The sequence below is a fragment of the Polyangiaceae bacterium genome (assembly GCA_020633205.1).
GTDB lineage: Bacteria > Myxococcota_A > Polyangia > Polyangiales > Polyangiaceae > JAHBVY01.
This window is the reverse complement of record JACKEB010000017.1, coordinates 364,614-379,377: the sequence shown is the minus strand read 5'-3', so window position 1 is coordinate 379,377 and position 14,764 is coordinate 364,614. Positions and strand designations below refer to the sequence as shown.

Sequence of the window (14,764 nt, the reverse complement as noted above, 5' to 3'; positions counted from 1 at the left end):
CATGGCATCGCTTTTGGAGTTACACGTTCGGCGCTGCTGACTTCGTGGAGCAGTTCTGTTCGCGGATCAGTTCTTTGGCTTGTGAGTGGCTTGCTGAGGCTATGCGCCTCAGTTTAGCGCCTCTTGTGCCGTCTCCGGCTCGACCTCCGGCGCTTCCGGGCGGCTCTGAGCACTGCTCTTTCGGTAGCCAAGGCGATAGATCGCCTTTACGAGATGCATGCTCAGCGCAGGTGCGGCGCGACGGAGCCAATCGGTGACGTGAGCCTCGAGCCCAATCATCTGCCGCTGACGTCCATGGCGGATGGCTTTTACGATGTACTTCGCTGCTCGGGAGGGCGGCATACCCTGGCTCTCGAAGCGGTCAACCACCTTGGCCCGCTGGTACTCCTCTCCGGCGCTCATGCGACCAGCGCGCACGATGTTCGTTGCGATCATCCCGGGATGCACCGAGGTGACTCCGATTCCCAGCGGGCTCAGCTCAACCCACAGCGACTCGGTGAACCCACGCACCGCAAACTTGGTGGCGCAGTACGCGGTCTGCGTTGGGATCCCCGTGAGTCCAAACATGCTCGAAATGTTGACGATGTGGGCTTCGTCCGCGCGCTTGAGGTGCGGGAGGAACAGCTTGCAGCCGTACACGACGCCCCAGAAGTTGATCCCGACCAGCCACTCATAGTCACTCAAACTCTGCTCATCGAACGCCGACGTTGCCGCAACCCCCGCGTTGTTGATCAAGATGTTCACGCCCCCGTGGGCAGCGATCACCTCCTCCACGAAGCGCTCCATTGCTTTCAGGTCAGCGACGTTCACTGCGTGGGTCGTCACGCGGACACCCAAAGCTTCGGCTTGTTTCCGTGCGGACTCAAGTCCGGCCTCGTTCAAGTCAGCGAGCGCCAGATGGCAGCCCGCGGCCGCGAGCTCAAGCGCCGTAGCGCGCCCGATACCGCTCGCTGCTCCGGTGATAACGGCGACCCTGCCTTTGAACTGCTTCATGTGGACATCATTCCCCGCTGGGCGCGAGTAGTCAGGCGGGTCAGTCCCCGCTCTCCGGAGTCTGGTTCGCTATCGAACCAGGGTCAATAGGCCTTGGGGTTGGGGGAGAGGGAACGCCGAACGGGGCAGAACGGCCCTACAAAACGCCGCGAGGCGCCCCGCAATCGGGACGCCTCGTTGGGGCTCGACCCACTATTGGGTCAGTTTGCGTCGTTGGTGGTTGGATCCGCGAGACAGGCGTTGAAGTCGTCGGTGCAGTTGCCGGTGCCCGCGTTGAAGCAGTAGGCGATCTTCTCCTGGGCATCGAGCGTGTAGCCGTTGATGACTGCCTCGCAGGTGGTCTGCAGGCCGGCGCATCCCGCCTCGTAGTCGGCGCAGGTCGCGTCTTGGAACTGCAACTCACAGGCGTTCCCGAAGGCCGCTCCGTAGCAAGCGTCTGCTGCGGTGTCGTGACTCGCGCTGCAGGCATCACCGCTGATTGCGTCGAGGCAGTTGTAGACCGACTCGAACACACCAGGACGCCCGTACAGCTTGGTGTACGCGCAGACGACGTTGCCATAAGCCGACACGGTGTTGCCGTTGTCGTCGCACTGGGTCGCCGCGTAGGCCAGGTTGGCGCAGTCCGGCGTGGTAGTGGCGGTGTCATCCAAACACACCGCGCCACCGGTTCCACCGGTGCCACCCGTGGTGCCGCCAGTGCCGCCCGTGGTCGTACCTGCGGTGCCGCCGGTCGCGCCAGCCGAGCCGCCGGTTGCACCGGTGCCGCCCGTCGCGCCGCCTGTTCCCGCGGTGCTGCTTCCGCCGGTTCCCGCGGTTCCACCCGTGGCGCCGTTGCCTCCGGACCCCTTACCCGCGACACCACCGTCAGTGTTGTCGACGTTGCTGTCCTCTTCGACCACGCATCCGACGAGGGCTGAAGAGGCGATGAGGGCGACTGCGGACCAAGCGAAAATACTCTGCTTCATGCTGATTCTCCCAAGCTAGTGACGTTGGCTTAGAGTTGGTTGGGCTGCGGCCTACGTGGTTAACCCGGGCCCGTTCTGCATTATCCAAAGCAACCTGCGTGCCTTGCAGGTCGCCTGTACTTCCTCGCGCGGCGAGACCGCTCGTCTGACGAAGTGATACGAGCGTACCTTCATCGCATTCCCTCCAACTGGCCAAGCCAGTGGCGAGACGGCGAGGACGTTCCGATCGAAAGCACCGATCTGAAGCAGGGCGTTGGGAGGCGAACCAAGGGCGAACCAGGTGAGGGGAAACCGGCTCAAACACGGTTCGTGCTGCGCGCGTACGCTGCACCCTCACCCCCAACCCCGCGATCAATAGCCCCGACGAGGCGAGGTGCTGCGACACGGCTGCGCCTAAACCCCGCGCATTCCATCGATCTGCGGCATGTAACGAAAAATACCCGCGAAAGATCTTGATCCGCCCTGCTGATGGAGGCAGATGCGCCCGCCATTCTTCCAACCGGGCCAGCTCCCCTAGAGCTGTCCGGCGACGCAACGGGAGGACTTCGGAGCTCACCTCGCTGAGGTGACTCGGAGTTTCCCCGCGGCGACAAACGGAAGCGCGACCTGAACAGCTGTTCGGGAAGTCGTTGTAATCAAAACGAATCATCGCGCTTGCACGGTCGAAGTCTGTTTGCTAGTAAGGCGACCCCTTTTCGGAGGCCCCTACCAATTGTGGTTGGACCGCCTCCAACAGCCGCCCTTCGGCGGCGCGCAAGCGGCCCTCGGGCCTCCAGCGTGCAACCGGGACCTGGCTGTCATGTTCGGGCACCGGTTCGCCGGTACCCAGGGTCGACGTGTCTCTAGAGGAAACTGTCGAGATGATCAGTGAAGCTACAGCGAGATTTCAGCGCATCAGTCCGCGTAAAGCGCGGATCATCGCTAACCTCGTCCGCGGGCGAGACGCAGCCGAGGCACTCCAGATGCTGGAGTTCACCCCGAAGGCTGCCGCTCCGATCGTAAAGAAACTGATTGCCAGCGCCGTTGCGAACGCGCGCGTGAGCAATCCGAGCGTCGACGCCGACTCGCTGTTCATCAGCAAGGTGACCGTCGACAAGGGGCCAACCCAGCACATGCGCCGTTGGCGTCCTCGTGCGATGGGTCGGGCAACCCGCGTAGAAAAGGGCGTCAGCCACATCCACGTCGAACTCGACGCGCGCTGACCGAGAACTGGCCTGAACCAGAGAGCAACGAAGCGTTATGGGACAAAAAACGCATCCGTACGGCTTTCGTCTAGGCGTCATCAAGACGTGGACGAGCAAGTGGTACGAAGACAAGAACTACAAGCAGTGGCTCCATGAGGACGTGCGCATCAAGCGCGCGGTCAAGGACTACCTCTACAACGCCAACGTGGCGTCCGTTGAGATCGAGCGTGCTGCCAACAAGGCCAAGGTCATCGTCTACACCGCTCGCCCCGGAATGGTGATCGGCAAGGGTGGCAAGGGCATCGAGATCCTGAAGAGCGGCAACCTCGACTCGGCCCAGAAGGGCGAGACGAAGTTCCCCGGCGTTCAGGCTTTCACCGAGAACGAGGTCTTCATCGACGTGCAAGAGGTGCGCAAGATGGAGACGAACGCCCAGCTCGTCGCAGAAAACATCGCGACGCAGCTCGAGCGCCGCATCGCTTTCCGCCGGGCAATGAAGAAGGCCCTGAGCACCGCGATGAAGTTCGGCGCCAAGGGCGTGCGCATCCGCTGTGCCGGCCGCCTCGGTGGCGCGGACATGGGGCGTATCGAAACTTACCGCGAGGGCCGCGTGCCCCTGCACACGCTGCGCGCAGATGTCGACTTCGGCTTGGCTCAGGCCAAGACCACTGCCGGCATCGTGGGCGTCAAGGTCTGGATCTTCAAGGGCGAAGTGCTTCAGCGCAAGGCTCGCCGCATCCCCCAGTGAGGTAGACGTGCTTTCTCCGAAGCGCACCAAGTTTCGCAAGCAGCAGAAGGGCCGCAACCGCGGTACCGCGTGGAAAGGCAGCGATGTGTCTTTCGGCGACTTCGGGCTGCAAGCAGTAGGCGCCGCCTACCTGACCGCGCGTCAGATCGAGGCTGGCCGTATGGCGATCACCCGTCACGTGAAGCGTCAAGGCAAGCTCTTCATCCGCGTCTTCCCCGACAAGCCTGTCACGAAGAAGCCGCTCGAAGTCCGCATGGGTTCCGGTAAGGGCTCCGTGGATCATTGGGTCGCTCCAGTGAAGCCGGGTCGCGTGCTGTTCGAGATCAGCGGCGTGCCGGAAGACATGGCTCGGATCGCGTTCGAGCGCGCAGCTTCCAAGCTGCCGGTCGCGTGCCGATTCCTCGCTCGTGGGGTGCTGTGATGAAGGCCAAGGACCTGAGGGAGCGGTCAACGGAAGACCTTCTCGAGCTGAAGGCTCAGCTCAAGAAGGATGGCTTCGGCTACCGCATGAAGAACCACACCAGTCAGCTCGACGACACGAGCCTGATTTCGAAGGCCCGCAAGGACATCGCGCGCATCGAGCTGATCCTCAGCGAGCGTGCAGCGGCGGGTGAAGGAGCAGCCTCGTGAACGCAGAAAACTCAGCTGCACACCAGCACGACCCCAACCGCGGCTTTCGGCGCAGCCTGATTGGGCGCGTCACCAGCGACAAGATGAACAAGACTGTCGTCGTCGAGGTGACCCGCTTCAAGATGCACCCGATGTACAAGAAGTACGTTCGCGTACGGAAAAAGTACAAGGCGCACGATGAGAACAACGAGTTCAAGACCGGCGATCGCGTCGAGATCACTGAGCACCGCCCGCTCTCCAAGGAGAAGCGCTGGAAGGTGACCAAGCTGATCGAGCGCCCCGTTCAGGAGTAGGAGGCGTACCGTGATTCAGGCACTCAGCATTCTCGACGTCGCCGACAACTCTGGCGCCAAGCGCGTCCAGTGCATCAAGGTCCTCGGCGGCTCCGGTCGTCGTTACGCCAAGGTGGGCGACATCATCGTGGTCTCCATCAAGGAAGCCATGCCCGGCAGCAAAGTGAAGAAGGGTGATCGCGCCAAAGCGGTCGTCGTTCGCACCGCGCGCGAGCACCGTCGTCCCGACGGCAGCTACATCAAATTCGACGGCAACAGCGCCGTTCTAATCAACGCGCAGAAGGAGCCCGTTGGCACCCGTATCTTCGGACCGGTCGCCCGTGAGCTTCGTCACAAGCGCTTCATGAAAATCATCTCCCTCGCTCCGGAGGTGCTGTGATGCAGCGGCTCAGAGTCGGTGACGACGTGATCGTCACCAGCGGAAACAACAAGGGACGTCGCGGCCGCATCAAGCAGCTGCGCGGTGATCGTGTGGTGATCGAGGGAGTGAACCTCATCAAGCGCCACATGAAGGCCACCCCGAACCAGCCCGGCGGCATCCTCGAAGTCGAGGCGCCGATTCATGCCAGCAACGTGATGCTGATCGATCCCGAGAGCGACAAGCCAACGCGCGTTCGCTCCTCGGAGCAAGACGGCAAGAAGGTCCGCGTCGCGGTGAAGAGCGGCAAAGAGATTGCGGAGCCAGTCAAGTCATGAGCGAGCAAGCAACCACTGCGCGCCTGCGGACCAAGTACGACAAGGAAGTCGTACCCGCATTGATGAAGCGCTTCGAGTACCAGAACATCCACCAGGTGCCCCGCCTCGAGAAGATCGTGGTGAACATGGGCCTGGGTGCAGCGGTCGGTAACCCCAAGGTCATCGACTCTGCAGTGGAGGAAGTTCGCAAGATCACCGGGCAGCAGCCCGTAGTGACCCGCGCCAAGAAGTCGATCGCTGGATTCAAGCTCCGCGAGAACATGCCGATTGGCGTCAAGGTTACCCTGCGGAAAGACCGTATGTGGGAGTTCATGGATCGCCTCTTGAGTTTGGCGCTCCCCCGCGTTCGCGACTTTCGCGGCACCAGCCCTCGCGCCTTCGATGGTGCGGGCAACTACACGCTCGGTCTCAAGGAGCAGATTATCTTCCCCGAGATCGATTTCGACAAAGTGGACTCTGTTAAGGGCATGAACGTCACCTTCGTGACGACTGCGAACACGAATGAGGAAGCCAAGGAGCTCCTCGACCTGTTCGGCATGCCTTTCCGGAAGTAAGGCCTCAGGAGCATTAAATGGCACGCGCTAGTCAGTGGGCAAAGTTGAACCGCGAACCGAAGTTCAAGGTGCGGTTCGTCAATCGTTGCCGCGTGTGTGGACGGTCCAAGGCGGTCTACAGAGACTTCAACCTTTGCCGCATCTGCTTTCGGCAGATGGCGCTCCGTGGGGAGCTGCCGGGCGTAACCAAGGCAAGCTGGTAAGGAGCGGAACGAAATGGTTTCGGATCCCATCGCAGATATGCTGGCACGCATTCGCAATGCTGCCCTCGCGCATCACGAGACGACGCGCATGCCCCTCTCCAAGATGAAGAAGAGCATCGCCGAGATCCTCAAGCGTGAAGGCTACATCGCCGACGTGCGTACCGAAGAGGTGCTGGGCAAGCCCTCAATCATCCTGGCCCTCAAGTACGACCGTGATCGCACGCCGGCTTTCCGTAAGCTGCGTCGCGTATCGCGGCCCGGTCGCCGGGTGTACGTGGGGCACAACGAGATCCCGCGTGTCATGAGCGGCCTGGGGATGTCCATCCTCAGCACCTCTCATGGCCTGATGACGGATCGCGAGGCTCGCAGCCGCAAGGTTGGTGGCGAGCTCCTGTGCGAGGTGTACTGAAAATGGCCGAGGCAACTTCAACTCAACCGAAGCTGTCCCGCGTGGGCAAGCGTCCGGTTGCGGTTCCGAAGGGCGTCACTGTGACGCTCAAGGATCAGCAAGTGGACGTGCAAGGGCCCAAGGGCAAGTTGAGCCGCGCAGTGCCGCAGGGCACCGAGATCACTCGCGAAGGCGATGATCTCAAGGTCACCAGCAGCGCACCGGGTCGCGACGGAGCTCGTCTCCAGGGTCTGACCCGCGCGCTGCTCGCCAGCATGGTTCAGGGTGCAGCCACCGGCTACACCAAGACCCTCGAGCTGGTCGGTACCGGTTACCGTGCGGAACTCAAGGGCCGCATGCTGCACCTCTCGGTCGGCTTGAGCCACCCTGTGGCGTTCGAGCTCCCCGAGGGCCTCAGCGCAACCATTCCGGCGGAGTCCAAGGGCGCCGCGGTCGTGCTCGAGTGCGCGAACAAGGAAGTCATTGGGCAGTTTGCCGCCACCGTGCGCAACGTCCGTCCCCCGGAGCCGTACGGCGGCAAGGGGATCCGCTACCGCGGTGAGCAGATCCGTCGCAAGGCGGGCAAGGCCGGTAAGAAGTAAGGAACCAGCCGTCATGACAGCAAAAAGGCTAGAGGGCAGGGAGCGTCGCAAGCTCCGCACCCGGAGCAAGATCAGCGGGACCTCAGATCGGCCCCGTCTCAGCGTCTTCCGCAGCGCCAAGCACATCTACGCGCAGGTGGTGGACGATATCGAAGGGCGTACGCTCGCTGCAGCTTCCACGCTTTCTCGCGACTTGAAGACCACGCTTGGCGAGGACGACAAGACCGCGGCGGCGAAGAAGGTGGGCGCGCTCATCGGGCAAATCTGCCTGGAAAAGAACATCAACAAGGTGGTCTTCGATCGGAACGGCTACCTCTATCACGGGCGCGTCAAGGCGCTAGCCGAGGCCGCCCGCGAGGCTGGCCTCCAGTTCTGAGGCAGTAGGAGCTTACGATGGCATTCGAAAACCTAGTCGACGAGGAACGCCTCAAGGAGCGCGTGATCCACATCAACCGCGTCGCGAAGGTGGTGAAGGGCGGTCGCCGCTTCAGCTTCTCCGCGCTGGTGGTGGTAGGCGATGAAGCCGGTCACGTCGGCGTTGGTCTTGGCAAGGCCGGCGAGGTCCCCGAGGCGATCCGCAAGGGCAACGACAAGGCGCGCAAGAACATGTTCAAGGTGCCGATGATCGGTGCCACGGTCCCCCACGAGGTGATCGGCGAGTTCGGCGCTGGCCGCGTGCTGCTCCGTCCCGCCGCTCCTGGTACCGGCGTTATCGCGGGTGGCCCGGTTCGCGCGGTTGTCGAGTCCGCGGGCATTCAGGACATCCTGACCAAGTGCCTGGGCTCGAACAACAAGCAGAACGTGGTCCACGCGACCATCGCGGCACTCCAGGCGCTGCGTGCGCCCGAGGCGTTCGCTGCTGCTCGCGGCATGGACATCAACGGACTGCTCGAGGACTACCCCGTGCTCCGCATGTCTTCGCAGGCGGCTCAGTCCTCCTCGATCGTGCCTGGCACCACCAACTTCGGTGAGGGAGGCCAGCAGTGACTCGCTTGGTCGTGCGGCAAGTCGCCAGCACCATCGGTCGTCCACAGCCCCAGCGCTTGGTCCTCAAGGGCCTCGGGCTGCGCGGTATCAATAGCGTGGTCGAAGTCGACAACACGCCCAGCTTCCGCGGGATGATCAAGAAGGTCATGCACCTGGTGGAAGTTCAGGAGAAGAAGTCATGAGCGACGTGCTCTCACGTCTGACCCATCCCGCCGGTGCTCGTCACGCTGAGAAGCGTGTCGGCCGCGGCGTCGGTTCGGGTCTGGGCAAGACCTGTGGTCGCGGCATGAAGGGCCAGAAGGCTCGTCATGGCGGCAACTTCGGTAAGCTCCACTTCCAAGGCGGACAGACGCCCATCCAGCGTCGTCTCCCGAAGCGTGGTTTCCGCGTGCCGTTCCCGATTCAGACGGTCATCGTCAACCTGAGCGATCTCGAGCGCTTCGAGGCTGGCTCCACCGTAGACGAAGCAGCGCTCCGCGCCGCTCGTCTGGTCCAGGGTCGCGATGTTCGCATCAAGATCCTCGGGAATGGTGAGCTGACCAAGGCGCTTACGGTCTCGGCCAATCGCTTCAGCAACTCGGCCGTAGAGAAGATTCAGAAGGCTGGCGGCAAGGCAGTTTTCGTCGACGCAGGCGACGAGAACGCCGAGCAAGCCGCTTCCTGAGCTGCTACACACCCGGACCCTAATGGCTGCACTCGGCGGATTCGCAAGTATCACCAAGGTGCCCGAGCTGCGTCGGCGCATCGCGTTCACCTTGATGGTGCTCGCGATCTACCGCGTTGGCGTCTTCATCACGATCCCTGGCGTTGACCGTGGCGTGATGAAGCAGGTGGTGTCCGGCGGCCAAGGACTGCTTGGTCTGTTCAACTTGTTCAGCGGTGGTGCCCTCGCGAACCTTTCGGTGTTCGCGCTGGGCATCATGCCGTACATCTCCGCGAGCATTATCGTTCAGCTGCTTGGCATGGTGTCCAAGCAGGTCGAGGAGATGCGCAAAGAGGGTGAGGCTGGTCGGCGCAAGCTTGAGCAGTACACCCGCTACGGCACCATCGTTCTCAGCATCTTCCAGTCGCTGGGCATCGCCTTCATGTTGGAAGGCCTGCAAAACCAGAGCTTGGGAGGCAACCGCTTCGGTGACGTGGTCACCAACTCGGGTTGGCCGTTCCGTCTCACGGCGATCATCACGCTGACGACGGGCACTGCGCTCCTGATGTGGCTCGGTGAGCAGGCGACGGAGCGCGGCATCGGAAACGGCATCTCGCTCATCATCTTCGCCAGCATCGTCAGCGGCATTCCCCACGGAATCGGTCAGTACCTGCAGGCCAACTCTGGGCAGCTGCAGCCATTGACCATTGCGATCATCCTGGCGGTGATCCTGGCCTGTGTCGGCATCGTGGTGTTCTTCGAGCAGGCTCAGCGCCGCATCCCGATTCAGTACGCACGGCGGCAAGTCGGGCGGCGTATCTACGGTGGCCAACAGGCGCACCTGCCGTTGAAGGTGAACATGGCGAGCATGATCCCGCCGATCTTCGCCTCGAGCTTGCTCGCCTTCCCCGCGACTCTCGCCGGGTTCAACATCCCGGGCATGAGCCGTTTCAGCTCCGCGCTGAACCGCCAGGACTGGGTGTTCCACGCCCTGTATGGCGCACTCATCGTCTTTTTCTGCTTCTTCTACACCGCTGTGACGTTCCAACCCGTGGACGTCGCGGACAACCTGAAGAAGCAGCAAGCGAACATCCCAGGGATTCGTCCCGGGAAGCAAACCGCCGAGTACATCGACCGCGTGCTCACCCGCCTGACGGTCGGCGGCTCCGCTTACGTCGCCGCGATCTGCATCGTGCCCGCGCTCATCGCTCAGGGCCTCAAGGTGCCGTTCCAGTTCGGTGGTACCAGCCTGCTGATCGTGGTGGGTGTGGCGCTCGAAACGTCGAAGCAGATCGAGGCACACCTGATCACCCGCAGCTACGAAGGTCTGACGGGACCGCGCACCACTCGTTTGAGTGGGCGCCGGCCTGCGTAGGGAGGGGATGATGAGGATCGTGCTGTTGGGACCGCCGGCGAGCGGCAAAGGGACTCAGGCCAAGCGCCTGGTAGAGAAGCTGGGCGTGCCCCAGATCTCCACTGGGGACATGCTGCGCGCTGCCAAGGCTGCAGGAACCGCGCTTGGCAAAGAGGCCGAGAAGTTCATGAACCTCGGCCAGCTGGTCCCAGACGAGGTCGTCATCGGCCTAGTGAACGAGCGCCTAGACGAGGCGGATGCTCAGAAGGGCTTCATCCTCGACGGCTTCCCCCGCACGCTGCCCCAGGCCGAGGCTTTGGACGCGGTGCTCGAGAAGAAGGGCATGCCCCTGACCTCGGTGCTCGAGATCAAGGTGGCCCGAGACCTCCTGATTGAGCGCGCTGTCCTGCGCCGTACCGATGTTCGGACTGGACAGATCTATCACCTCAAGTACAATCCTCCGCCCCCTGATGCGGAGCTCCAGCATCGAGCAGACGATCAGGAGGAAAAAGTCGTCCAGCGCCTCAATGATTACGAGGCGATCACCTCGGCACTGCTCCCCTACTACGAGCAGCGCGGCTTGCTGAAGCAAGTAGACGGGGTGGGCGAGCTGGACGAAATCACAGCCCGCATCACCGAGGCTCTCGGCAACTAACGGCGAGCGCCCGGATGAGTTCTTTCAAGGAGGACGATCGAGATCAAGAGGAGAAGCAACAAGGCGAAGCAGGCCTAGTCGAAGAGGTACTACCCCGCGGAATGTTCCGCGTGCGTCTCGACTCAGGAAGAACGCTTCGTGTTGGGCTCACCCCGGCATCGCGCCACTCGATGGTTCGACTCATCTCAGGAGACCGTGTCTTGATCAAGGTCTCCAGCCAGGACCCCTCTCGGGGTCACATCATCAAGAAGCTCTAAGAGGGTACCCCCATGAAGGTCCGGCCCAGCGTTAAGAAAATCTGTGACAAGTGCAAAGTGGTGAAGCGCTCAGGCGTGGTTCGCGTTCTTTGCACCAACCCTCGCCACAAGCAGCGCCAGGGCTGAGAAGAGGATATCGGAATGGCCCGTATTGCTGGAGTTGATCTCCCCCGTCGCAAGCAGATCGAGTTCGCACTGCCCTACATCTTCGGAATCGGTCAGAAGACCGCCCGTGAGATCTGCGAGCGCGCCGGCATCGACAACACCAAGAAGGTGGACGAGCTGTCAGACGCCGAAGTGAAGCAGCTGCGCGACACCATCGAGAACAACTACAAGGTGGAGGGTGACCTTCGCCGTGAGGTGCAGCAGAGCATCAAGCGCCTGATGGACCTCGGGTGCTACCGCGGGTTGCGTCACCGCAAGGGCCTGCCGGTCAACGGTCAGCGCACCCACACCAACGCGCGTACCCGCAAGGGCCCGAAGCGCGGCGCCGTCAAGCGCCGATAGTCACAGGCTTTATAAGTTTTCCACTTGGATAATACGAGACAGGCGTAGCGATGGCGACGAGCAAAAAGCGTGGCGGCAAGAAGGTCGTCAAGAAGAACGTCGGAGCGGGCATTGCCCACATCCGTTCGACCTTCAACAACACGATGGTGACGATCACCGACGTGAACGGAAACACCATCTCTTGGGCCAGCGCCGGCACGCGCGGCTTCAAGGGTTCACGCAAGAGCACCCCCTGGTCAGCGCAGCTGGCTGCGGAAGAGGCGGCTCGTCGCGCGATGGAGCACGGGATGCGTTCCGTGGCTGTGTTCGTGCGCGGTCCAGGCGCCGGTCGCGAGAGCGCGCTGCGTGCGCTGCAGTCTGCAGGCTTCCGCGTGACGCTGATCCGCGACGTCACCCCCATCCCTCACAACGGCTGTCGCCCCCCGAAGCGTCGGCGCGTCTGATTCAGGCTTAGGAAGTATCATGGCACGGTACATTGGTCCGGTTTGCAAACTCTGCCGTCGCGACGGCACGAAGCTCTATCTGAAGGGCGCGCGCTGCTTCTCCGAGAAGTGCTCGGTGACGCGCCGTCCGTATCCGCCCGGTCAGCACGGTCAGGGCCGCATCAAGATGAGCGAGTACGGCCTGCGTCTGCGCGAGAAGCAGAAGGTTCGTCGTATCTACGGCGTGCTGGAGAAGCAGTTCCGCGGTTACTACGCCTCCGCGAGCGCGCTCCGTGGCCGTACCGGTGAGGAGATGCTCGGCCTGCTCGAGCGTCGTCTCGACAACGTTGTGCACCGCATGGGCTTCGCGGCGACTCGCCGTCAGGCTCGTCAGCTGGTGCGCCACAATCACCTGCTGTTGAATGGCAAGCGGGTCAACATCCCCAGCTACCGCGTGAACCCCGGCGACAAGATCGAGGTTCGCGAGAAGAGCAAGAAGATCGCCTACATTCAGGCGGCGATCGCGCTCACCGACTCTCGCCCGACCCCGACCTGGCTCGAGGTGGACCGCGAGAAGCTCGAAGGTGTGTTCAAGTCGATGCCTGCTCGCGACGAGCTCAACGAGCCGTCGATGCGTGAGCAGTACATCGTTGAGTACTACTCACGTTGATCACACACGGTTCGGCGCCAAGCCCGCGGTGAGCGAGCACGGCGTCGAACGAGCCTCCTAGAGGCTCAAAAGCAAGATGGATGACTTCGGCGGCAACATTGCCGCCGTCGTCGTATGGCCCGGTTGGAGTTTCCACTACGAAACACCGGGCAGCGGGCAGACCGCGAAGGGCACCGGCGGAGCGGGTTCCACGGGTCCTTGGGACGGTCGCGCAGGGAACACCTCGATAGAGGCTAGCAGCGAAAGGAACAGCGAATGGTAACTCCCATGATGGCGCGCAACTGGCGCGAGCTGATTCGTCCGAAGGCGATCCAAATCGATCCCGAGAGCAGCACGGACTACTACGGCAAGTTCACCTGCGAGCCTCTCGAGCGTGGCTTTGGCATCACCGTCGGCAACTCCCTTCGCCGCGTGCTGATCTCCTCGCTGCAAGGCGCTGCGATCACCGCCGTGCGCATCGAGGGTGCCCTGCACGAGTTCACGTCGATCAACGACGTGGTGGAAGATGTCACGGACATCGTCCTCAACCTCAAAGAGGTCGTGTTCAAGGCCGAGGCTCCCAAGCAGTACACGCTGCGCCTCGAGAAGGAAGGCCCTGGCCCCGTCGTCGCTGGTGACATCCAGCTGGTGGACGGCCTGCGCATCCTGAATCCCGATCATCCCATCGCGACCCTCGACAAGAAGGGCCCGTTGGCGATGGAGCTGACGGTCAACGTCGGTCGTGGCTACGTCTCAGCGGAGCGTAACAAGACCCCCACGATGCCCATCGGAACCATTCCGATCGACTCGCTGTTCGCGCCGGTCCGCAAGGTGAACTACACCATCCAGAACGCGCGCGTCGGGCAGCAGACGGACTACGACAAGCTGATCCTCGAGGTGTGGACCAACGGTGCGGTGAAGCCTACCGACGCCGTTGCCTTCGCCGCAAAGATCCTCAAGGAACAGCTCTCGATCTGGATCAACTTCGAAGAGACGGAGGAGACCCAGTACACCCAGCCCGCCCAGGACGAAGAGCCTCTCAACGAGAACCTCTTCCGCTCCGTCGACGAGCTGGAGCTCTCCGTGCGTTCCGCGAACTGCCTGCAGAACGCCAACATCACTCTGATTGGTGAGCTGGTTCAGCGCACCGAGCAGGACATGCTCAAGACGAAGAACTTCGGTCGCAAGTCTCTGAAGGAGATCAAGGAGATCCTCGCGACGATGAATCTGAGCCTCGGCATGAAGTTCGACAACTGGCCTCAGATGCTCGAGCGCTGGAAGATGCAGCAGGCTCAGGGCTGATTAGCCGAACGTTAGAAGATTCCACGAGGAAATAAGTCATGCGACACCGAAAAGCCGGTCGCCAGTTCGGCCGTAACACCTCCCACCGCCGCGCCATGCTGCGGGCATTGACCGCCAACCTGATCGCCCACGAGCGCATCGAAACCACCGACGCCAAGGCGAAGGAGCTTCGTCGCGTGGCCGAGCGAGTGATCACCCGCGCCAAGCGCTTGGGCAAGATCGCCTACACCCCCGCCGCGGAGCTCAGCCAGGCGGACCAGGCTCGGCGCCAGGCCGCCCAGCAGCAGGTTGGTCGCTTCCTGCGTCGCTTCGGCACCGTTCAAGACGGCGTTGAGGCCCGCAAGGTCGACCTCTTGGAGAAGGTGTTCGTCGATCTGGCGAAGCGCTTCGCGGATCGTCCAGGCGGCTACACCCGCATCGTCAAGGTGGGACACCGCCGCGGCGACAACGCACCGATGAGCATCATCGAGTTCGTGACTGGGGACGCGCCCGCAGCGACCAACGCTGCGACGACCGACGCCGCAGAGTGAACGGATAGCGGGCGATCGCTCGCACCGCCAACGGCCACCTTCCAAGCTGGGAGAGTGGCCGTTTGGCGTTTGTCCGGGTTGGTGCCTCGAGCGCTGAGGCGCTCAAGTCCCGTTGAAGGAGGCGTGTTCGCTCTTGGGAGTCGCCCGAGTGTTGCGGCAACGGCGGTCTCCAGCTCGCTCTGAGCGGCAGCTAGAGCCCGTC

At 62.5% G+C, this 14,764-nt stretch carries 26 protein-coding genes; 24 read left to right on the top strand and 2 right to left on the bottom strand.

Features of this window, described 5'->3' with window-relative positions:
- Window positions 1-108 precede the first annotated feature (108 nt).
- A complete protein-coding gene (locus H6718_28070; protein MCB9589304.1) occupies window positions 109-993 on the bottom strand; it encodes an SDR family NAD(P)-dependent oxidoreductase in 885 nt (294 codons plus the stop codon).
- A 200-nt stretch (window positions 994-1,193) separates the two neighbouring features.
- Entirely contained in the window at window positions 1,194-1,958 is a 765-nt protein-coding gene (locus tag H6718_28065; protein MCB9589303.1) for a hypothetical protein, read from the bottom strand.
- 860 nt (window positions 1,959-2,818) lie between these two features.
- On the opposite strand from H6718_28065, the gene rplV reads away from it, so the two are divergent.
- The 24 genes from rplV to rplQ all read left to right on the top strand — a co-directional run bounded on the left by rplV (window position 2,819) and on the right by rplQ (window position 14,562).
- Window positions 2,819-3,160, top strand: coding sequence for a 50S ribosomal protein L22 (gene rplV, locus H6718_28060; GenBank protein MCB9589302.1), 342 nt, complete (start codon window positions 2,819-2,821; stop codon window positions 3,158-3,160).
- A gap of 37 nt (window positions 3,161-3,197) precedes the next feature.
- A complete protein-coding gene (rpsC, locus tag H6718_28055) occupies window positions 3,198-3,890 on the top strand; it encodes a 30S ribosomal protein S3 (protein MCB9589301.1) in 693 nt (230 codons plus the stop codon).
- A gap of 7 nt (window positions 3,891-3,897) precedes the next feature.
- A complete protein-coding gene (rplP, locus tag H6718_28050; GenBank protein ID MCB9589300.1) occupies window positions 3,898-4,311 on the top strand; it encodes a 50S ribosomal protein L16 in 414 nt (137 codons plus the stop codon).
- Window positions 4,311-4,520, top strand: a complete 210-nt coding sequence (gene rpmC / locus H6718_28045) for a 50S ribosomal protein L29 (GenBank protein ID MCB9589299.1) — start codon at window positions 4,311-4,313, stop codon at window positions 4,518-4,520. The genes rplP and rpmC overlap by 1 nt, the downstream gene beginning before the upstream one ends.
- Before the next feature lie 83 nt (window positions 4,521-4,603).
- Window positions 4,604-4,813: a 30S ribosomal protein S17 gene (rpsQ, locus tag H6718_28040; GenBank protein ID MCB9589298.1), complete on the top strand. Its 210-nt coding sequence runs from the start codon at window positions 4,604-4,606 to the stop codon at window positions 4,811-4,813.
- A 10-nt stretch (window positions 4,814-4,823) separates the two neighbouring features.
- A complete protein-coding gene (rplN, locus tag H6718_28035) occupies window positions 4,824-5,192 on the top strand; it encodes a 50S ribosomal protein L14 (GenBank protein MCB9589297.1) in 369 nt (122 codons plus the stop codon).
- Window positions 5,192-5,509, top strand: coding sequence for a 50S ribosomal protein L24 (rplX, locus tag H6718_28030; protein ID MCB9589296.1), 318 nt, complete (start codon window positions 5,192-5,194; stop codon window positions 5,507-5,509). Before rplN ends, rplX begins: the two co-directional genes overlap by 1 nt.
- Window positions 5,506-6,063: a 50S ribosomal protein L5 gene (gene rplE, locus H6718_28025; protein ID MCB9589295.1), complete on the top strand. Its 558-nt coding sequence runs from the start codon at window positions 5,506-5,508 to the stop codon at window positions 6,061-6,063. Before rplX ends, rplE begins: the two co-directional genes overlap by 4 nt.
- A gap of 17 nt (window positions 6,064-6,080) precedes the next feature.
- Window positions 6,081-6,266: a type Z 30S ribosomal protein S14 gene (locus H6718_28020; protein MCB9589294.1), complete on the top strand. Its 186-nt coding sequence runs from the start codon at window positions 6,081-6,083 to the stop codon at window positions 6,264-6,266.
- Window positions 6,267-6,279: 13 nt separating this feature from the next.
- Window positions 6,280-6,675, top strand: a complete 396-nt coding sequence (gene rpsH / locus H6718_28015; GenBank protein MCB9589293.1) for a 30S ribosomal protein S8 — start codon at window positions 6,280-6,282, stop codon at window positions 6,673-6,675.
- Window positions 6,676-6,707: 32 nt separating this feature from the next.
- Window positions 6,708-7,256, top strand: a complete 549-nt coding sequence (gene rplF, locus H6718_28010; GenBank protein MCB9589292.1) for a 50S ribosomal protein L6 — start codon at window positions 6,708-6,710, stop codon at window positions 7,254-7,256.
- Between the two features lie 13 nt (window positions 7,257-7,269).
- Window positions 7,270-7,632, top strand: coding sequence for a 50S ribosomal protein L18 (locus H6718_28005; GenBank protein ID MCB9589291.1), 363 nt, complete (start codon window positions 7,270-7,272; stop codon window positions 7,630-7,632).
- Between the two features lie 17 nt (window positions 7,633-7,649).
- Window positions 7,650-8,243, top strand: coding sequence for a 30S ribosomal protein S5 (gene rpsE, locus H6718_28000; GenBank protein ID MCB9589290.1), 594 nt, complete (start codon window positions 7,650-7,652; stop codon window positions 8,241-8,243).
- Window positions 8,240-8,425: a 50S ribosomal protein L30 gene (gene rpmD, locus H6718_27995; protein ID MCB9589289.1), complete on the top strand. Its 186-nt coding sequence runs from the start codon at window positions 8,240-8,242 to the stop codon at window positions 8,423-8,425. Before rpsE ends, rpmD begins: the two co-directional genes overlap by 4 nt.
- The gene (gene rplO / locus H6718_27990) at window positions 8,422-8,907 is read left to right on the top strand and encodes a 50S ribosomal protein L15 (GenBank protein ID MCB9589288.1); all 486 of its coding nucleotides are present in this window, start codon (window positions 8,422-8,424) and stop codon (window positions 8,905-8,907) included. The genes rpmD and rplO overlap by 4 nt, the downstream gene beginning before the upstream one ends.
- Window positions 8,908-8,929: 22 nt before the next feature.
- Window positions 8,930-10,261: a preprotein translocase subunit SecY gene (gene secY / locus H6718_27985; protein MCB9589287.1), complete on the top strand. Its 1,332-nt coding sequence runs from the start codon at window positions 8,930-8,932 to the stop codon at window positions 10,259-10,261.
- Between the two features lie 10 nt (window positions 10,262-10,271).
- Window positions 10,272-10,895 carry an adenylate kinase gene (locus tag H6718_27980; protein MCB9589286.1) on the top strand — a complete coding sequence of 208 codons (624 nt, stop codon included), beginning with the start codon at window positions 10,272-10,274 and terminating at the stop codon, window positions 10,893-10,895.
- A 14-nt stretch (window positions 10,896-10,909) separates the two neighbouring features.
- The gene (locus H6718_27975) at window positions 10,910-11,152 is read left to right on the top strand and encodes a translation initiation factor IF-1 (GenBank protein ID MCB9589285.1); all 243 of its coding nucleotides are present in this window, start codon (window positions 10,910-10,912) and stop codon (window positions 11,150-11,152) included.
- A 12-nt stretch (window positions 11,153-11,164) separates the two neighbouring features.
- The gene (rpmJ, locus tag H6718_27970; protein MCB9589284.1) at window positions 11,165-11,278 is read left to right on the top strand and encodes a 50S ribosomal protein L36; all 114 of its coding nucleotides are present in this window, start codon (window positions 11,165-11,167) and stop codon (window positions 11,276-11,278) included.
- 15 nt (window positions 11,279-11,293) lie between these two features.
- A complete protein-coding gene (rpsM, locus tag H6718_27965) occupies window positions 11,294-11,659 on the top strand; it encodes a 30S ribosomal protein S13 (protein MCB9589283.1) in 366 nt (121 codons plus the stop codon).
- 50 nt (window positions 11,660-11,709) lie between these two features.
- Window positions 11,710-12,102, top strand: a complete 393-nt coding sequence (gene rpsK, locus H6718_27960) for a 30S ribosomal protein S11 (protein ID MCB9589282.1) — start codon at window positions 11,710-11,712, stop codon at window positions 12,100-12,102.
- A gap of 19 nt (window positions 12,103-12,121) precedes the next feature.
- A complete protein-coding gene (gene rpsD / locus H6718_27955) occupies window positions 12,122-12,751 on the top strand; it encodes a 30S ribosomal protein S4 (protein MCB9589281.1) in 630 nt (209 codons plus the stop codon).
- Window positions 12,752-13,006: 255 nt separating this feature from the next.
- The gene (locus H6718_27950) at window positions 13,007-14,032 is read left to right on the top strand and encodes a DNA-directed RNA polymerase subunit alpha (GenBank protein ID MCB9589280.1); all 1,026 of its coding nucleotides are present in this window, start codon (window positions 13,007-13,009) and stop codon (window positions 14,030-14,032) included.
- Window positions 14,033-14,070: 38 nt separating this feature from the next.
- A complete protein-coding gene (gene rplQ / locus H6718_27945) occupies window positions 14,071-14,562 on the top strand; it encodes a 50S ribosomal protein L17 (GenBank protein MCB9589279.1) in 492 nt (163 codons plus the stop codon).
- Window positions 14,563-14,764: the final 202 nt, after the last annotated feature.